The organism is Luteibacter sp. UNCMF366Tsu5.1, from assembly GCF_900119235.1.
Classification (GTDB): domain Bacteria; phylum Pseudomonadota; class Gammaproteobacteria; order Xanthomonadales; family Rhodanobacteraceae; genus Luteibacter; species Luteibacter flocculans.
On sequence record NZ_FPIS01000003.1, the window covers coordinates 94,250 to 113,526 of the forward strand.

Annotated in this window: 12 protein-coding genes and 1 riboswitch; of the genes, 6 read left to right on the top strand and 6 right to left on the bottom strand. The window is 65.7% G+C overall.

Annotated elements, in window-relative coordinates; genetic code table 11:
• Positions 1–12: 12 nt before the first annotated feature.
• Together BT115_RS14235 and BT115_RS14240 are read right to left on the bottom strand one after the other, a co-directional pair.
• Positions 13–3,240: an efflux RND transporter permease subunit gene (locus tag BT115_RS14235; RefSeq protein WP_083527495.1), complete on the bottom strand. Its 3,228-nt coding sequence runs from the start codon at positions 3,238–3,240 to the stop codon at positions 13–15.
• 116 nt (positions 3,241–3,356) lie between these two features.
• On the bottom strand, positions 3,357–5,237 hold the full coding sequence (locus tag BT115_RS14240) for a TonB-dependent receptor domain-containing protein (protein ID WP_072323294.1): 1,881 nt from the start codon (positions 5,235–5,237) through the stop codon (positions 3,357–3,359).
• A 135-nt stretch (positions 5,238–5,372) separates the two neighbouring features.
• Positions 5,373–5,611, bottom strand: a riboswitch (cobalamin riboswitch).
• Between the two features lie 248 nt (positions 5,612–5,859).
• On the opposite strand from BT115_RS14240, the gene BT115_RS14245 reads away from it, so the two are divergent.
• Positions 5,860–8,883 (top strand): TonB-dependent receptor, encoded by a 3,024-nt coding sequence (locus tag BT115_RS14245; RefSeq protein ID WP_072323295.1) that lies wholly within the window; start codon positions 5,860–5,862, stop codon positions 8,881–8,883.
• Between the two features lie 318 nt (positions 8,884–9,201).
• Here BT115_RS14245 and nagA read toward each other — a convergent pair whose 3' ends face one another.
• From nagA to BT115_RS14260, 3 genes are read right to left on the bottom strand one after another with little or no spacing between them, the layout of a single operon-like run.
• Positions 9,202–10,347, bottom strand: coding sequence for an N-acetylglucosamine-6-phosphate deacetylase (nagA, locus tag BT115_RS14250; RefSeq protein WP_072323296.1), 1,146 nt, complete (start codon positions 10,345–10,347; stop codon positions 9,202–9,204).
• A gap of 22 nt (positions 10,348–10,369) precedes the next feature.
• Positions 10,370–11,404 (bottom strand): SIS domain-containing protein, encoded by a 1,035-nt coding sequence (locus BT115_RS14255; RefSeq protein ID WP_072323297.1) that lies wholly within the window; start codon positions 11,402–11,404, stop codon positions 10,370–10,372.
• Positions 11,405–11,418: 14 nt separating this feature from the next.
• The gene (locus BT115_RS14260; protein ID WP_072323298.1) at positions 11,419–12,171 is read right to left on the bottom strand and encodes a GntR family transcriptional regulator; all 753 of its coding nucleotides are present in this window, start codon (positions 12,169–12,171) and stop codon (positions 11,419–11,421) included.
• Positions 12,172–12,407: 236 nt separating this feature from the next.
• Between BT115_RS14260 and zwf the strand changes: the two genes are divergently transcribed.
• The 5 genes from zwf to BT115_RS14285 all read left to right on the top strand — a co-directional run bounded on the left by zwf (position 12,408) and on the right by BT115_RS14285 (position 18,063).
• Positions 12,408–13,880: a glucose-6-phosphate dehydrogenase gene (zwf, locus tag BT115_RS14265; protein ID WP_072323299.1), complete on the top strand. Its 1,473-nt coding sequence runs from the start codon at positions 12,408–12,410 to the stop codon at positions 13,878–13,880.
• Positions 13,877–14,578: a 6-phosphogluconolactonase gene (gene pgl, locus BT115_RS14270; protein ID WP_072323300.1), complete on the top strand. Its 702-nt coding sequence runs from the start codon at positions 13,877–13,879 to the stop codon at positions 14,576–14,578. The genes zwf and pgl overlap by 4 nt, the downstream gene beginning before the upstream one ends.
• Before the next feature lie 123 nt (positions 14,579–14,701).
• A complete protein-coding gene (gene edd, locus BT115_RS14275) occupies positions 14,702–16,513 on the top strand; it encodes a phosphogluconate dehydratase (RefSeq protein WP_072323301.1) in 1,812 nt (603 codons plus the stop codon).
• A gap of 16 nt (positions 16,514–16,529) precedes the next feature.
• Positions 16,530–17,180, top strand: a complete 651-nt coding sequence (gene eda / locus BT115_RS14280; RefSeq protein WP_072323302.1) for a bifunctional 4-hydroxy-2-oxoglutarate aldolase/2-dehydro-3-deoxy-phosphogluconate aldolase — start codon at positions 16,530–16,532, stop codon at positions 17,178–17,180.
• A 28-nt stretch (positions 17,181–17,208) separates the two neighbouring features.
• Complete coding sequence (locus tag BT115_RS14285; RefSeq protein WP_072323303.1) at positions 17,209–18,063, top strand: DMT family transporter; 855 nt, start codon at positions 17,209–17,211, stop codon at positions 18,061–18,063.
• 145 nt (positions 18,064–18,208) lie between these two features.
• On the opposite strand, the gene BT115_RS14290 is transcribed toward BT115_RS14285, so the two are convergent.
• The gene (locus tag BT115_RS14290; protein ID WP_072323304.1) at positions 18,209–19,237 is read right to left on the bottom strand and encodes a LacI family DNA-binding transcriptional regulator; all 1,029 of its coding nucleotides are present in this window, start codon (positions 19,235–19,237) and stop codon (positions 18,209–18,211) included.
• Between the last annotated feature and the right edge of the window lie 40 nt (positions 19,238–19,277).

A 19,277-nucleotide genomic window follows, 5' to 3' on the forward strand; every position in this document is an offset into this window, starting at 1 on the left:
GACGAGGCGCCTTCAGTTCTCGGGGGTCGTCACTCGTGTCATCGGACGCAGGGATCCACGTGGGTCCGTGTTCTGCTCCGCCGATGCCTTCGCACGCGCCTTGCGAATCTTCAACCAGCGCTTGTACCGGCGCTTGAGCTTGCGGCGGTATTTGCGTTCCTTGCGGTCGTGATTCCACAGATAGATGGCCGGCGTGCTCAGCAGCGTGAGCAACTGCGACACCAGCAACCCACCGACGATGGCGATACCGAGCGGGCGACGCATTTCCGAACCGACGCCGAAGCCGATGGCGAGCGGCAACGCCGCACCCATCGCCACGAGCGTCGTCATCGTGATCGGGCGGAAGCGCACCAGCGCGGCCTGGCGAATCGCCTCCACCGGCGACATGCCCTGCTCCCGCTGCGCCACCAGGGCGAAGTCGACCATGAGGATCGCGTTCTTCTTCACGATGCCGATCAACAGCAACACAGCGATGATCGCCATCAGCGTGAGCTGCGTCTGCGTGATGAGCATCGCCAGGAACGCGCCCGCACCCGCCGCCGGCAGCGTGGAGATGATCGTCAGCGGGTGACCGAGGCTCTCATAGAGAATGCCGAGCACGATGTACACCGCGAGAATCGCACCGATCAGCAGCACCATGCCGTTGGATTGCGCATCGCGCAGGCGCTGGTTGGCGCCTGTGAAATCCATCCGGATGCCTTCGGGCAGGTTAATGGCGCGCACCGCCTGCTCCACCAGCGTATTGCCCTTGTCCGCCGTGATCTTCGGCGCGAGGTTGTACGTGATGTCTGCCGACTCCAACTGGTTCTGGTGCGTCACTGCGCTGGGTACTGCCACGGGTGCGATCTTCGCCACCGCAGAGAGCGGGATCATCTTGCCTACCTCGTTCTTCACGTAGGTGTTGAGCAAGGCGTCAGGGCTCAGCGTCTGCGCCGCAGCGGCAGTCAGCACCACCCAGTACTGATTGATGTCGGAATAGATGATCGACACCTGGCGTTGGCCGAAAGCGTTGAACAAAGCGGAATCGATCATGCCCATGCCGATCTGAAGACGACCCGCGGCGTCACGGTCTACCTTCACCATCTGTTGCTTGCCGACGATGTCGAAGTCGCTGCCGACGTCACGGAACTCCTTCATCTTGCGCATCTGCCGTACGAGCTTCAGCGTCCATGGTTGGAGATCTTCGCCGCTGGTGCTGATCAACTGGAACGAGTACTGCCCGCGGTTGCTGTTGCCGCCTCCGCCGCCGAGGAACTGCACGGGGTTCATGAAGACCTGCACGTTGGAGATCTTCTCGTACTCCTTGCCGAGCCGATCCATGATCTCCTTCAGCGATTCCCGGCGTTCGCCGGGACCGCTGCCCTTGGGTTTCAGGTCCACGAACATCAGGCCCTGATTGCCCACGGCGCCGCCGTTGTCACCGCCGAGAATGGTGGACACATCGGCAACCGTGCTGTCCTTCTGCAGGACCTCGGCCACCTGGAGCAGGCGCCGGGTCATCTCGTCGGGAGAGATGTTGGCATCCGCGCTGACCTGCAACTGCAGCATGCCCGTGTCTTCGTCGGGCATGAAGTTGCCGCCGGCCGTCTTCACCACGGCGATGGCGAGCACCACCGTCGCTACGAGCAGAATCAACGGCTGCCAGCGCATCAGGCGGCGATGCCGCATCGCCCAGTCGAGCCCGCGCTGGTACAGGCGGAGGAAACCGCGGTCGAAACGTTCCAGCGCCAGCTCCCAGCGCGAGGGCTTGCGGTCCGGGGCGTCGTGTTTCAGGTAATGCGCGCACAACGCGGGAGTCAGCGTCAGCGACACCACCGCGGAAATCAGCACCGCCGCGGCAAGCGTTACGGAGAACTCGCGCAGCAGCTTGGTGATCATGTTGTTGCCGAACAGCAACGGCGCGAACACGGCCACGAGCGACAGTGTGATGGAGATCACCGTGAAGCCGATTTCGCGCACACCTTCCAGCGCGGCCTCCATAGGCTTCGCGCCATTTTCCATGTGGCGAACGATATTCTCGATGACCACGATGGCGTCGTCCACGACGAAGCCGATGCACAGCACCAGCGCCATGAGCGACAGCGTGTTCAGCGTGTACCCCAGCGACCACATCACCACGAACGCGCCCGCGAGCGACAACGGCACGCTGAGCGTGGCGATCATTGTCGGCCCCATCCGGCGCAGAAACACCAGCATCACCAGCACGACCATGACGATACTGATCATCAAGGCCACTTTGACCTCGTGCAGTGCCGACTGCGTGGTCTGGGTGAGATCGAAGATGGGCGTGACTTCCGCATCGGCGGGCAGCAGCGAGCGGAACCGCGGCAACGCCTGGCGGATGGCCTCCGCCGTGGCGATCGAGTTGGCTTCCGGCCGCTTGCTGATCTGCATGGTGACCGAGCGCTCGCCCTGGAACCACGCCTTCTGGTACTGGTCCTGCTGGCCGCTGTACACCTTGGCGATGTCGGAGAGCCGCACCGGGACGTTGTTGCGCACGGCGATGAGGATCTTGCCGAAGTCCTCGGGGCTGCGCAGGCCGTCGTTGGCGATCACCGTCATCTGTGAGTCGCCGTCGGAGAGCACACCTTGCGGTGAGTTCACGTTGGCGGCCTGCAGTGCATTCGACACGTCGTTCGCGGTGAGCCCCTTCGACGACAGGGCGTTGGTATCCAACTCAATACGGACCGCGTGCGGCGTACCGCCGAAGATCTGCACGCGCGATACGCCGTCGATCTGCGCGACCGCCGGCCGGATCAGCGTGTCGACCACGTCGTAGAGCTTGTCGGGCGGCATCGTCTTCGAGGTGAGCGCGACGAGCAGGACGGGGATCTGGCCCGTATCGAACTTGAAGTACTGCGGCGGCGACGGCATGCCGGCCGGCAAATCCGCGGCGGCGGCGTTGATGGCGGCCTGCACGTCGCGCGCAGCAGCGTCCGTCGATCGGTTCATATCGAAGCGGATACGTACGAACCCTGCGCCTTCCGTACTGTTCGAGTACATCTGGTCCACGCCCGGGATCTGCCCCAGGTGTCGCTCGAGGGGCGCGATCACGGTGGACGCCATCGTCTGCGCGCTGGCGCCAGGCATCTGCGTCTGGACAAACACCGCCGGCACCTCGATCGAAGGCAACGCGGCAACGCCCAGCAACATATAGGCGATGGCACCGGCCAGGGTCAGCCCCGCGGCAAGCAGCGAGGTACCGATGGGCCGGCGGATGAAGGGAGCAAAAAAATTCACGGCACGTCCTGTGTTCGCGGGAAGGTACCCCGCGCCCGCGGACTTTATGACGTCCCGCGCGTTTCGTCGCGTGTGCCTTTAGTGGGGCCCCTGCCGGAAGACAGGGGTTCCCGGTTTCAGTGTGCGGGGGCGTAGCGCAGGGTCAGATAGTAGGTGCGACCCAGCTGGTTGTAATAGGCCGCCGTCTCGTAGCGCTTGTCGGCGAGGTTGGCGACGCGGCCCTGCACGCTCCAGTCGGCATCGACGTGCCATGTCGCGCGGAGGTCGGCGGTGGCGTAACCGCCCAGCCGGCGCGTGTTGGCGGCGTCGTCGAAGCTGTGGCCGGCCGCGTTGAGCGAGCCGCCCAGCGTGAATGCGCCCAGGTCCTTGTCCAGGTCCACGCGGGCGGTGCGTTCCGGGCGACGCGCGAGCAGGTTGCCGTCCTGGCTTCCGCCGTCGCGGTTCTTCGGCTGCTGGAGCGTGACGTAGCCGCGCACGTGCCAGCCATCGACGTCCGCGCCCACCTGCCCCTCGATGCCACGGATGCGTGCCTTGCTCACGTTGATCGGCAGGAAGTTGGCATCGAAGCCGATGAGGTCGTTTACGGTGGTCTGGTAGGCGTTCACCGCCCAGTTCCAGATCCCGGGACGCGCAGACAGCCCGATCTCGGCGGTACGCGAGGTTTCCGGATTCAGATTGACGGGCGCGCCGTACGGATAGAACTCGTCGTTGAAGGTCGGCGCGTGGAAGGCGGTGCCGTAGGACGCCGTGAGCTTCATGCCGTTGTCGAAGCGGAAGCCATAGGCCGCCGAACCGGTGGTGTGGTTGCCGAACTGGGTGTTGTGGTCGTGACGGACCGAAAGCTGGAGTTCGTGGGCGCCAAACAGACCCTGGTACAGGGCGAAGATGCCTGTGTTGTTGCGCGAGTCGGCCAGGTAGTCGGTATCGCTCTTCAACTTTTCCTGCTGGTAGTCGACACCGGCCGTCAGGGTCTGGCCTGCGGCGAGGGTCACGTCGTTCTGCCAGGACGCCTGGTTGCGCTTGGAGTAGAGATAGCCCACCCGCGCCTTGTCCACGCCGTAGTTCACGAAGTCGAGCGTCTTGTCTGCGCCATTGAGGTAATTGTCGGCGCGGTCCTGGTTCTGGCCGAGCGCGAGCGACATGCGCCACGCCGGCATCACGTCGAAAGCCAGCTTCCCACCCGCCACCTGCTGGGAGCGGCGTGTGAAGTTCTGGAAGTCGCCGTCGTACTCGATGTCGCCCTTGCTGCGCAGCCAGCTACCGGTGAGCTCGGTGCCATCGTCCCAGCGATAACCGCCCGACAAGGCGCCGTTGTACATGCGCGAGGCATCGTGATCCGGCTCGTCGGTGAAGCAGCCCGCCATGGCCTCCGCGGCGCCGACGCGGCAAGCGTTGATACCGGCCGTGTATTGCCCGCCAAGGCTGGCGTTGTACCAGCCGTGCTGGCCGCCACCGGAAATGCCGGCCTGCCCCGCGGTATAGCCGTGGCTACCGCCCGTGACGGATAGCGTCGGGGTCGGCGCCTCACCGGCCTGGCCGTGGCGGGTGAAGATCTGGATGACGCCGCCAATGGCGTCCGATCCATACAGCGTCGAACGCGGGCCGCGCACGATCTCGATGTGGTCGATCTGCTCTACGGGGAGCTGCTCATAGGCTGGCAGACCGGCACCCACCGTGCCGACGCGCACGCCGTCCACCAGCACCAGCGTGTGCGACGAATTGGTGCCGCGCATGAACAACGAGGTCTGCTGGCCGATGCCGCCGGTGTTCGCGATCGCCACGCCGGGCAGGCCAACGAGAAGATCCTGCACGCTCACCGGCTGCAGCCGCTCGATGTCCTCGCGGGTGATGAGGGTGACCGGTGCCAGCACCTCGTCCAGCGGCGTGGGTGCACGGTTGGCGGTCACCACCACCGGATCGAGCCGGTCGGGCGCGTCGGCGGCATGGGCCATCGTCATCGTGGACAAAAGCGCCGCCGCGAGCAGGGTCTTCTTCATGGAACGTCTTCCTTTCGCCGCAAGGCGGCTCATGCAGGCAATCGGAGGACGTGCGACGAACGGCAAACGGGAGGGAACCCGGCGGCTGTCCGGATCCGCCCTCCGCGAATCGATCGAAACAGGGACGCCCGCCGGGGTGGCGGGTCGACATCGGGCCGGTCTCCGGACTCGCGTCAGCCATCGACGATGGCCGGACCCGGTGCCTTCCCGCTCGCGCAGTGGCGTCTTACCGAGTCCGCGAACGGGCAAAGCCCGCCTGGACGCATACCGTTGCGGGGGCAGTGCCGGCCTTGTCCTACGAAAGAACGCACCGGCTTCCCGTTTAATCCGCGCCAACCACCGTCGGCGCGGACACCCGAACGGCGCGGATAGTAGCCGGCAAGTGCTTGTTTGTCACGACAAATTTAATTTTTGCTTAACACAGGGTTGACCATCGCAAAATAATTCGATTACAAGCGAAAGGAATTGCTGTCGGGCGCGCGGTATGGCGCAACGGGAGGCATGGCCCACGAAACCGCGTCCGGGGAGACCGGTGGAGCGGGGCGATGAGACGGCAACACCGCCGGAGTTCGGCTCGCATCTTCGCAGCCGGCTTTCTTGCTTTCCTCGGGGAGACATACACATGCAGGCCTTCAACGTTCGCAATGGCGCCATGCGGCGCACCGCCTTGTGCACCGCCCTCGCCTTCTGCTTCGCCAGTGGCGCCGTGCTCGCCCAGTCCAATGCTTCCGGTGTCGTGTTCGGCCGCGTCGCGCAGCCGGACGGCGCCGTCGTCCATCTCGAAAACCTGGATACGGGTCTGACCCGCGACGTCGGCGTAGACGCCGATGGGCGCTACCGCGCCAGCTCGCTGCCGGTCGGCCGCTACAAGGTATCGGTCCAGCGCGGCGGTCAGGTCGCGGAAAGCCGCGACAACGTGCAGGTGAACCTCGGCGGCGGCGTGGACGTGTCCTTCGGCGGCGCAGCGACCGCTTCAGCGACTTCCGCGCAGAACCTGGAAGGCGTGCAGGTCACCGGCAACGTCCTCCCCGCGATCGACGTGTCCCAGGTCGACTCGCGCACCGTGCTCACCTCGGAACAGCTGCAGAAGCTGCCTCTCGCGCGCGACGTGACAGCGGCCGCGTTGCTCGCGCCGGGCGTCATTTCCGGCGACAGCCGCTACGGTAACGTCGCCTCGTTCGGCGGTTCGTCGGCGTCCGAGAACCAGTACTACATCAACGGCTATGCGGTGACCAACGCGCTCACCGGCCTGGGCTTCACCAGCCTGCCCTACGACGCGATCGACCAGCAACAGATCTTCACCGGTGGTTACGGTGCGGAATACGGTCGCTCGACGGGCGGCGTGATCAACATCGTGACCAAGCGCGGCGGCAACACCTGGAAAGGTGGCGTCGGCATGTACATCCAGCCGAACGGCGCACGCCAGTCGCCACGCAATATCTATCGCACCAACGGCCAGCTGTACCAGAACCGCGGCGACAACGAGCGCAGCGACACCCAGTACACCGCCTACATCAGCGGTCCGCTGATCAAGGACAAGCTGTTCCTGTTCGCTGCGGGCGATTTCACCCGCACCGATACCAAGTCCACCAGCAGCATTCTGGCCCCGCAGCGTACGAACCAGACGCAGAAGGCCACGAAGTGGATGGGCAAGATCGACTGGAACATCACCGACAACCATCTGCTCGAAGTCACCGGCATCGGCGACAAGACCAACACCGAACGCAGCGTCTACGCGTACGACTACGACACGCGAAGCCGCGGTGCGTATCTCGGCACCGACAACCTCAAGAACTTCGATGCGGGCGCGGGCTCGGCACCGGGCGGTGACGTCTACATCGGCAAGTACACGGGCTACATCACCGACGACCTGACCATCAACGCGCTGTACGGTCACACCACCACGAAGCACGAGCGCGATCTTGGCTACGCCGGTTCGTCGAACTGCCCGTGGATCACCGACAACCGTCGCGGCATCGCCAATCCGATTACGGGCTGCGGCCTCGTCAACGGCACGGTGCTGAATGCCGGTGCCAAGGACAAGACGCACGGCTGGCGTCTCGACGTGGAATACCGCGCGGGCGATCACGATCTGCGCGTCGGTGTGGACAACCAGACGCTCGAATCGACCTCCGGCAACATCTACGAAGGCGGCTACCGCTGGGTCTATCGCAACGCGGGCACGGTCACGGGCCGTCCCGACATCGTGCCGCCGCCCGGCACCACGTACGTCGCGGAAAAGCGTCTCTTCGAGACCGGTGCAAGCGTGAAGACCGAACAGGAAGCGCAGTACATCGAAGACCACTGGCAGGTCACCGATCGCTGGATGGTATACCTCGGCCTGCGCAACGAGCAGTTCAAGAACTTGAATGGCGACGGCGAGACCTATGTGAAGCAGCGTCATCAGCTTGCGCCTCGCCTCGGCGCGACCTGGGACGTGTTCGGCGATTCCACCTTCAAGATCTACGCGAACGCCGGCCGCTATCACCTCGCCATTCCGTCCAACGTCGCGATCCGCGGCGCATCGGCATCCACGTACTACAGCGAGTACTACACCTATAGCGGCGTGGCTGCCAACGGCGAGCCGACCGGCCTGACCCCGTTGGGCAGCCGCGCGTACCTCAACGGCGAGGACGGCACCACGCCCGACCCGAAGACCGTGGCCGCGAAGGGTATCGACGCGTATTACCAGGACGAATACATCCTCGGTTTCGACAAGGCCATCAACGAGAACTGGAGCTTCGGCGCCAAGGCCACATACCGCAAGCTGAAGAGCTCGATCGACGACTTCTGCGATTCGCGCCCGTTCGAGTCGTATGCCGCGCGCAACGGCATCGACATCAGCAACGCGTCGCTGCCCGGCTGCTATCTGTTCAACCCGGGCAAGTCGAACACCTTCCTCGTGGACGTAGGCGGCGGCCAGTACGTGCCGTTCAAGCTGACCAAGGACGACTTCACTTCCCCGCCGCCGGGCAATGTGCCGTTCCCGGATCTGAAGCGCAGCTATTACTCGCTCGACCTCTACCTGGAACACCACTTCGCGGATGATTGGTACGGCCGCATCGACTACACCTTCTCGCGCAGCTACGGCAACTCGGAAGGCCAGTTGAAGTCGGACATCGGCCAGCTCGATCCGTCGGTGACGCAGGACTGGGACGCGCCGGAAATCATGCAGTACGCAAACGGCCCGCTGCCGAACGACCGCACGCACCAGTTGAAGGCGTACGGTTACTGGCAGGCCACGCAGGAATGGTTGTTCGGCGGCAACCTGGCCGTCGCGACGGGTCGTCCGAAGAACTGCATCGGCCTCGATCCGGTCGATGCGATCCAGTACGGCGCCTCGTATTTCGAGTGCGGCTTCCAACCGTCGCCGCGCGGGTCGAAGGGCCGCTTGCCGTACACCTGGAACCTCGATCTCAACGCCGAGTACCGCCCGATGTGGGCAGGCCAGAACCAGCCACTGGCGTTCTCTGCCACGGTGTTCAACGTCGTCGGCAGCCAGCGTCCCGTCGGTCAGATCGACGTGGGCGAGACCGGTACGGTGCAGAACGGTGTGCCGGTGGTCAGCGACGACTACCGCCGCCCGATCGCGTTCCAGAACCCGCGCTACCTGCGGCTTGGCGTGCGTTACGACTTCTCGCTCTAAGACGAAGGACACAAAACAGCACAGGTGGGAGCCACCCTGTTGGCGATAAGCCAACGAAGCGGTGCGGCAGCGAGGCAAGTTGCCATCGCCAGCAGGCTGGCTCCCACCGACGATCTCCCTATCATGGCCGGCGCGGAGCGCCGGCTTTTTTTTGCGGCGATAAAGCGCAGACGCCGGGATGAGTAGCGTGTGGGAGCCGCTATAGCGGCGAGAAGCCTATGGCACGATGAAGCGGCAAGGCAGATTCCCCTCGCCGCCATGGCGGCTCCTACAACTTCCTTTCCTAGCTGGCTTGGATGCCTGAGCTGCTTTCGTGGCTTAGCCGAAGACCTTCGTGCCGCCGATCCAGGTTTCGGTGACCTCGAAGGCGTCGTCCATCACCACGAAGTCGGCGCGGTAGCCGGCGGCGACGTGGCCGTGAGTGCTGCCCAGGCCGAGGAACGCAGCGGGGTAGGTAGAAGCCATGCGAGCGGCTTCGTCATACGGCACGCCGACCATCTGCACCGTGTTGCGCACGGCGGTCGCCATGTCGAGCGCCGAACCGGCGAGCGTACCGTCAGCCGTCTGGCAGACGCCATCGCGTACCGTGATCGTCTCGCCCTTCAACACGAAGTTCGGATTGTCCGAGCCAACCGGCGGCATGGCGTCGGTGACCAGCATCATCTTCTCACGTGCCTTCGCCGCGATCGCCACACGCAGTGAGGCGGGATGCACGTGGTGACCATCCACGATCAGACCGCACCAACTCGCCGCGTCTTCGAGCGCCGCACCGACCACGCCGGGTTCGCGGCTGGTGAAGGGCGTCATGGCGTTGAACAGATGAGTGAACCCACGAACGCCGCTGCCGAGCGCATGGCGCGCGGTGTCGTAATCGGCGGCGGTATGTCCGGCCGCCACGATCACGCCGTTGGCGACGAGCTGCGCGAGGACGTCGTCCGAAGCGCGTTCCGGAGCCAGCGTGAGCAAGGTCACGCCGCCGTGGCGGCGCGCGATCATGGCGACGTCGTCCGCACCCGCGACGCGGAACTTGGCCGCATCGTGCACGCCCTTGCGCTCCGGTGCGATGAATGGACCTTCGAGATGAATGCCGAGCACGCCCGGCACGCCCTGCTCCACCGCCGCGTTCACGGCATCGATGGCTTTCGCCATCACGTCGGGGTCGTCGCTGATGAGCGTAGGCAGGAACCCCGTGGTGCCGAAGCGCGCATGGGCTTCGCCGATGGTACGGATCGCGTCCACGGTGGGCGCGTCGTTGAACAACACGCCGCCACCGCCGTTGACCTGGCAATCGATGAAGCCCGGGAGCAACGTTTGCCCACCGAGGTCGTGGCGCTCGGCAGCGCGTACACGCGGATCGGAAGGCAGGGCGAGGCCGGTGATCGTGCCGCCATCGACCAGGACGGCAAAGCCGCCCTGGAATCCGTTGTCGGTAAGTACGCGGCCGTTGACGAGGGCGATGGTCATGGAATGTCCTTGGAATGCGGCGTCACACCGTTTCCGTCACCTTGTTCAGGTGCGGCGGAACGTCGGGATTGAAGCCGCGCTTCAATGCCAGCGCGGCGGTGGCGCGATAGAAGCTCTGCACCGTGACGAGCGGTGCGCTGATCGGCGCGGTCGCAACGAGAGGCAATACGCCTTCACCGCTGGCCCCCGGGGCGGCGATCCACACCTTCGCACCGCGCTTGCGGAATTCGGCAGCGACGTCGAGCACACCCGGGAGCGTGTCGTCGTTCTGCGCAAAGAACAGCACCGGGAAGTCGGGGCCGACCAGCGCCATCGGGCCGTGCTTCACTTCCGCAGAACTGAAAGCCTCGGCATGCAGGCCGCAGGTTTCCTTGAACTTGAGTGCGGCTTCGAGCGCGCCGGCGAAGCCAAAGCCACGACCGACGACGAAAAGGTTATGTGCATCGACGAGACCATCGGTGAGCGCGCTCCAGTCGGCGTCCCACCCGCCGCGCAACTGCGCAGGCAAGGCAGCGAGGGCGTCGCCGATCTCGGCGCTGCCGCTCCAGCGCGCAGCGATATGCAGGATGGCGGCAAGCGCACCGAGGTAACTCTTCGTCGCAGCCACGCTTTTCTCAGGACCGGCATGCAGCGGCACCACGACATCCGCGATTGCAGCCAGCGGCGAGTCGACGACGTTGACCAGCGCGACGACATACGCACCTGCCTTCTTGGCGGCCTCCGCGTTGCGCACCAGATCGGGACTCTTGCCCGACTGCGATACGGCGATATACAGCGCGCCATCGAGACGCTGCTGCGCGTGATAGATCGACGTCACCGACGGTGATGCCGACGCCGTCACCACGCCGAGCTGGGTCTCGAAAACATACTTCGCGTACATCGCGGCGTGATCGGAACTGCCGCGCGCGCAGGTGATGATCATGCGCGGCGGGTTGGCGCGCAGACGGCCGGCCAGCGCGCTGACCACGGCCTCGTTGTCGGCCAACTGCCGTTCCACGACCGCGGCGGTCTCGTGCGCTTCGCGGAACATCAGGGTGTCTTGCGGCTGGATCGTCATGATGATGAGGCTCGTCAGTCGCTCTGCAGTTCGGCGACGAAGTCGTAGATGTCGCCGCGATACCAGGAGCAGGTGAATTCGACGATGCGGCCATCGTCGAGGAAGCTGCGCCGCTCGATGTTCAGGCCGGCACTGCCGGCCCCGAGACGAAGCAGACGCGTCTGCGCAGGCCCGAGCACCACGGCGCGCAAACGCTGCAGTGCGCGTCGCGGGCGGTTGCCGAGCTTGTCCAAGGCGTCGTAGAGGGAATCCTCCACAAGATGCGGATCGGGCAGGAGGTCCAGCGGCACCGCGCTTCGCTCGATGGCGAGCGGCTCGTCGCCTGCGTAACGCAGGCGGTGCAGGCGGACCACCTGGGTGCCCGGCGAGAGATTCATCGCCATGGATTCCTCGGGCGTGACCTCCCCGATGGCCTTCTCGAAGAACTCCGAGCGCGGGTTGAGTCCGCGTGCCCGCAGGTCTTCCGTAAAACTGGTCATGCGCGAGAGCGGTTTCACGATGCGCTCGGACACGAAGGTGCCGGCGCCGTGGCGCTGGGTAAGCAGGCCATCCTCGACAAGGCCTCCGATCGCCTTGCGCACCGTCACTCGGGATAGCGTGAGCGCCCGGGCGAGATCGCGCTCGCTGGGCAGCGCGTGGCCGACCTGGACCTCGCCCTTTTCGATCACGTTGCGGATGGCACGGCGCAGGCGCATGTACGCCAGCGGCTGCCGGGAAGCCGGATCGTGTTGAAGGCGCTGGTACTCGGCGACGAGGGCGTTTTCCATTCGCCGAAGATACCAATCCACGACCACTGCGGCAACCCTGTGCAAGGCCAAGCAGACCACCGGGGAGTTCAAACGCTCGTTTGCACGATCCAAAACGGTCATACAAACGTTTTCTGCGGGTTACCGATCCGTAAAACGGGGCGCAACGCCGCAGCCAGTGGTACGGGGCTGGTACCTCCTGGTATGTCACTGGTACGATCGACCGGACTCCACCGATCCCTCAAGAGGCCACTCCCGTGAGCGCTCCCCTCCTGCCGATCGAACCGTTCGATCTGGTCATTTTTGGCGGCACCGGCGACCTCGCCGTCCGCAAGCTGCTACCTGCCATGTACCACCGCTTTGTCGATGGACAGATCCAGCCGTCCAGCCGCATCGTCGGCGTGGCCCGCGAGGGCCTGGACGATGCCGCCTATCGCGAACAGGTCCGCGCGGCCGTCGAGAAGGGCGTCTCGCATGTGGTGCCGGCCCAATTGGATGCCTTCATCCGCATGATCGGTTACCGCTCGCTGGACGCGCGCAAGGCCGACGGCTGGGACGAGTTCGCGGCGCTGATGGCGGAACAGCCCACCCACATCCGCGTGTTCTATCTCTCGACCTCGCCGGACATCTTCACCGACATCTGTCAGCGGCTCGGTTCGCTTGGCCTCAACGGCGAGCGCTCACGCGTGGTGCTGGAAAAGCCCATCGGCCGCGACCTGGAAAGCGCCAACGCCATCAACGACGCCGTGGCGAAGGTCTTCGGCGAGTCGCAGACCTACCGTATCGATCACTACCTCGGCAAGGAGACGGTGCAGAACCTGCTTGCGCTGCGCTTCGGCAACGCGTTGTTCGAGCCGCTGTGGAATGCGCAGCACATCGACCACGTGCAGATCACCGTAGCCGAGACAGTCGGCGTCGGTCACCGCGCGGGCTATTACGACCGTGCCGGCGCGCTGCGCGACATGGTCCAGAACCACATTCTCCAGTTGCTTTGCATGCTCGCCATGGAGCCGCCGTCGTCGCTCGCGCCGGATGCGGTGCGCGACGAGAAGCTCAAGGTGCTGCGCTCGCTGCGCCCGATCGATGGCGCCAACGCCGCGCAACTCACGGTGCGCGGCCAGTACCGCGCCGGTGCGGCGGAAGGCCAGAGCGTGCCCGGTTACCTCGACGAACTGGGCAGCGACCAGTCGCGTACCGAAACCTTCGTCGCCCTCAAGGCGGAGATCGGTAACTGGCGCTGGGCCGGCGTGCCGTTCTACCTGCGCACGGGCAAGCGTCTGCCGAGCCGCGTGTCGGAAATCGTGGTCACGTTCCGCGCACTCCCGCATTCGATCTTCGACCTGTCCAGCGGTCCGCTCCTGCCGAATCGCCTGACCCTGCGCCTGCAGCCGGACGAAGGCGTGAAGCTGTGGCTGACGATCAAGCACCCGGGCCCGGGCGGTCTGCGCCTGCGCCACGTGCCGCTGGACATGAGCTTTGCCGCTGCGTTCGGCGTGCAACAACCCGACGCCTACGAACGACTGATCCTCGACGTCGTGCGCGGCAACCCGACCCTGTTCATGCGCCGCGACGAAGTCGAAGCAGCATGGAACTGGGCCGGCCCGATCCTGGATGCCTGGGAGGCCAGCGGCGATACGCCGAAGCCGTACACCGCCGGCACCTGGGGCCCGAGCGCCGCCGTGGCGCTCATTGAACGCGATGGCCGCACCTGGGCCGAGGACGCTGCATGAACGCCAAACTCGTACGCCATGAATTCGCCGACAAGCCGACCCTCGCCGACAAGCTCGCACGCGATGTCGCCAGCAAGCTGGAAGACGCCATTGCAGCGCGCGGCAAAGCCACGCTCGCCGTATCCGGCGGCAGCACGCCGAAGATGATGTTCGCGCTGCTCGCCGAACAGGAGATCGACTGGTCGAAGGTCACCATCACCCTCGTGGACGAGCGTTGGGTGGATACCGACAGCGACCGCTCCAACGCGCGGCTGGTGGGCGAGCATCTGCTGCATCACGAGGCGCACACCGCCGCGTTCCTGCCGCTGTTCGACCGCGCGCACAAGGACGACGTGGACGCCGCGCTTGCCGACGTCGGCGCACGCATCGATGCGCTCGGCCTTCCGTTCGATGCATTGATCCTCGGCATGGGGCCGGACGGCCATACGGCATCGTTCTTCCCGGGCGGCGACAACCTCGCCGCAGCGCTCGATCCGAACGGCAAGGCGACCGTGATCTCGATGCGTGCGGGAGGGGCGGGCGAACCGCGCATCACGCTCACGCTGCCGAAGGTGCTCGATACGCGCACGCTTTATCTGCACATCGAAGGGCAGGACAAGAAAGACCTGCTCGCCCAGGCCGAGGCCGGTGCGGATTTCCCGATCGCCGCCGTGCTGAAGCAGTCGAAGGTGCCCGTCGAGGTCTACTGGGCGCCGTAGCATCCATGCCACACGCCGCGCGGACAACGCGCGGCAACGGATCGTCCGGCAAGGGCCGGCGATCCTTCCGAAAGCCGTGCCCCCGAGTGGGGTCCGGCGCGGTCAAAGCCTCAGGAACATGCCATGACCCTTCACCCCGTCCTCGCCGAAGTGACCGAGCGCATCGTCGAGCGCAGCCGCGCCTCGCGTGCCGCCTACCTCGCCAAGATCGACGCCGCGCGCGGCAAGGGCGCCAAGCGTCACCACTTGTCGTGCGGCAATCTCGCCCATGGATTCGCCGCCTGTGCGGAAAACGACAAGGACGCGCTGCGCAACGGCCACGCGGCCAACCTCGCCATCGTCACTTCGTACAACGACATGCTTTCGGCCCACCAGCCGTACGAGCGCTATCCCGAGTTGATCCGGCAGACGGCGCGCGCGCTGGGTGCCACCGCTCAGGTAGCCGGCGGCGTCCCGGCGATGTGCGATGGCGTGACGCAAGGCCGCCCCGGCATGGAGCTGTCGCTGTTCTCGCGCGACCTCATTGCCATGGCCACGGCCGTGTCGCTCTCGCACGACATGTACGAAGGCGCGCTGTACCTCGGCATCTGCGACAAGATCGTTCCGGGCATGCTGATTGGCGCACTGAGCTTCGGGCATCTTGCCGGCGCATTCGTGCCATCCGGCCCGATGCCGTCCGGTATCCCGAACGAAGAGAAGTCCAAGGTTCGCCAGGCCTTCGCCGCCGGCAAGGCCACGCGTGCGGAACTGCTGGAAGCCGAGGCGCGCTCGTACCACGGCGCGGGCACCTGCACGTTCTACGGCACCGCGAACTCGAACCAGATGCTGATGGAGATCATGGGTCTGCATCTGCCCGGCGCGAGTTTCGAAGCGCCGGATACGCCGCTGCGCGACGCGCTGACCAAGGCCACGGTGCAGCGCGTGCTCGCTGTCGACACGCTGGGCGATCACTACTTGCCGCTGGGTCGCATCATCGACGAGCGCGCGATCGTCAACGGCGTGGTGGGCCTGCATGCGACCGGCGGATCGACGAATCACCTGCTGCATCTCGTCGCGATCGCCCGCGCGGCGGGCGTCGAATTGCGCTGGGACGATTTCGATGCGCTCTCGGCCGTCGTGCCGCTGCTCGCGCGTGTCTACCCGAACGGCTACGCCGACGTGAATCACTTCCACGAAGCCGGCGGCATGAGCTTCCTCATCGATCAGTTGCTCGATGGCGGTCTGCTTCACGACGACGTGAATACGATCATGGGCCCGGGGCTGCACGCCTATCGCCAGGTACCGTCGCTTGAGAACGACGTGCTGGTGTGGAAGCCGGTGTCCAAGGAAAGCGGCAATCGCGGCGTGCTTCGTGCAATCCACGAGCCGTTCCGTCACGACGGTGGCCTGCGCATGCTCAAGGGCAATCTCGGCCACGGCGTCATCAAGGTCTCCTCGGTTCCCGAGGACCGTATGGTGGTCGAAGCACCGGCCATCGTCTTCGACGAACAGGACGACGTGAAGGCGGCCTTCGATCGTGGCGAACTCAATCGCGACTTCGTGGCCGTCGTGCGCTTCCAGGGGCCGCGTGCGCGCGGCATGCCGGAACTGCACAAGCTCACGCCGACGCTTAGCCTGCTGCAGGATCGCGGCTACCGCGTGGCGCTGGTGACCGATGGCCGCATGTCCGGCGCCTCGGGTCGCGTTCCCGCCGCGATCCACGTCACGCCCGAGGCGGAGGCCGGCGGTCCCATCGCCCGCATCCGCACGGGCGACCTGGTCCGCGTGGACGCCATCGCCGGCACGCTGCATGCGCTCGTCGATGCCGACGACTGGGACAACCGTCATCCCGACCACGTCGACCTCGCCGTGCATCACACCGGCATGGGTCGCGAACTCTTCGCCATGTTCCGCCAGTCCGCCGTCACGGCGGATCTCGGCGCAGGCGTCTTTTGATTCACCGGAGTAGCAGATGAGCAACGAAGCCAAGCAACAGCGCGTCGAATCCACCCTGCGCCTCGCGCCGGTGGTCCCCGTCGTGATCATCGAGGATGCCTCGAAGGCCGTAGGGATGGCGCGCGCGCTGGTCGCCGGAGGTATCCCAGCCATCGAAGTCACCTTGCGCACGCCCGCTGCGCTGGATGCCGTTCGCGCGATTGCGGCGGAAGTCGAGGGTGCGGTGGTCGGCGTGGGCACCGTGTTGAATGCACGCGACCTGGAAAACGCCCTCAAGGCCGGTGCGACCTTCGCCGTGTCGCCGGGCAGTTCCCCCCGCCTGCTCGATGCCGCCGACGACTCGGAGCTGCCGTTGCTTCCCGGCGCCGCCACGTCGAGCGAAGCGATGGAACTGCTGGAGCGCGGTTATCGCTTCCAGAAATTCTTTCCCGCAGTGCCGGCTGGCGGTTCGAAGCTGCTGGGCGCATGGGCCAGTCCGCTTCCGCAGATTCGCTTCTGCCCCACGGGCGGCATCAGCCTCGCCAACGCACCGGAATTTCTCGGGCTGGCGAACGTCGTCTGTGTCGGCGGATCGTGGCTCACGCCTGCGGACAAGCTGGCGTCGTCGGACTGGGCGGGCATCGAAGCTCTGGCTCGCGAGGCCGCGCAGCTCAAGGCCAGGGTATAAAGGCCAACCTTCGCTCGACTGACGTCCCATGCCTTACATCCTTCTCGCGGTCGCGTTCAGCGTCGCGGTCTCGGTTCTGCTGAAACTTGCACGGCGCACGAACGTCGATATCGTGCAGGCGGTGGCGACCAACTACGTCGTCGCCGCTGCGCTCGCCTGGTGGCTGCTCAATGCCACGCCACAGGCAGCGGAGGCAGCGCTGCAGTCGGATGCCACGCGCGGTCCCCTGCTGTTGCTCGGCGTGTTTCTGCCGGCGATCTTCCTCGTGCTGGCATCGTCCGTACGCAGTGCGGGCATCGTGCGTACCGATGTCGCGCAACGGCTCTCGCTGTTCCTGTCGCTCGCGGCCGCGTTCCTGTTCTTCGGCGACACGCTGGTCCCGTGGAAGGCCGCTGGCATTGCGCTGGCCGTGGTCGCCCTGCTGTGCATGCTCTGGCGCAGCGAGCGCGTCGAGCGCGCGGGTTGGCTGGCACCGCTGGCCGTCTTCACCGGCTTCGGCGCCATCGACATCTGCTTCAAGCTCATCGCAAAGGCGGGTGCGTCGTTCGGCAACGCGCTGTTCGCGTCGTTCCTCATCGCCATGGTGCTGTGCTGGATCGCCGTGCTCGTACGCGCCGCGACGAGGCAGGCGCCGCTTGCGTTGCGCAGCCTCGGCTTCGGTGTGGTGCTGGGTGCCGCGAACTTCGCGAACATCCTGTTCTACGTGCGCGGGCATCAGGCCCTGCCGAACAATCCGTCGCTCGTGTTCGCCTCGATGAACGTGGGTGTGGTGGTGCTGGGTGCCCTGGTCGGCGCGATCGGCTTCAAGGAACGACTCGCGCCGGTCAACTGGCTGGGCGTGGCGCTGGCGATAGCCGCCATCATGATCATGACGAATCCGTAGGAACCGCTATAGCGGCGATGGGAGCTTGCCGGTGGGAGCCAGTGCTTGCCGGTGGGAGCCGCCATGGCGGCGAGAAGCCTATGAAGCGGTGTAGCCGTGGGGTGCATCCCCTCGCCGCCATGGCGGCTCCCACAGCATGGAAGCATCAGAGCCGGCGCGGCGCCGTCGAGCCGCGTACCACGAGGTCGGGGCTGAAGCCCTCGTTATCGATGTGCGGCTCGTCGTCCTCGCGCTCCAGTTCGGCGATGAGGCGCTGCGCGGCATGGCGTCCGATCTCCTCCGTGTTCTGCCGCGCGGTCGTCAGCGCCGGCCAGGATTGCTTGGAGAACGGGCTGTCTTCGAAGCCGGCGATGGACAGCTCCCACGGCACATCGACGCCACCCGAACGCGCGGCTGCGAGTACGCCCGCCGCGATTTCGTCGTTCGAGCCGAAGATCGCCGTAGGTGGATCCTTCAGCGCAAGCAGCTTGCGCGCGCCACGGAAACCGTCGTCGAACGAGTAGTCGCCCTCGACCACCAGGCGCTTGTCCACCTCGATACCGTATTCGCGCAGCGCATCGGCGTAGCCCTGGTAGCGCTCGGGGCTGGAACGGTGCTCCTTGCCGCCCCACAGGAAGCCGATGCGATGGTGGCCCAGCTGGATCAGGTGTTCGGTGATGGCGTAAGCCGCATCGCGGTCGTCCACGAAGACGCAGGGCCAGCCATCCTTGGGATCTTGCCTGGCCGAAATGATCCGCACGAACGGGACGTTCTGCTCGGTCAGCGCCGCCAGCAGCTTCGGTTGCTCGGACATGGGGGGGCACAGCACGAGGCCGGCGAGGCGATTGCGCCTGACGAGGTCGCCCAATTGCTCGGCCAGCTTCGGCGCGGAGGAATCGCAAGGGTGGATCTGCAAACCGAAGCCGCGTTCCCGGCACACCGAGAGCACGCCGTTCTGCATGGCGATGACGTAGTGGGCGTTGGGATTGTCGTAGACCAGGCCCAGAGCGTAGGTGCGGGCGCTGCGCAGGCTGCGCGCGGCCTGATCGGGCTGGTAATCGAGCGCCTCGATGGCGCGCTGGACCCGCTCGCGGGTGCGCGCGTGCACCGAGGGCTCGTGATTGATGACGCGTGAAACGGTCTTCAGCGAGACGCCGGCCCGTTCGGCCACGTCCTTGATGGTAGGACTACGCAATCTGCGACCCTCGATAGCAGGACGGCCATCCGACGGGACG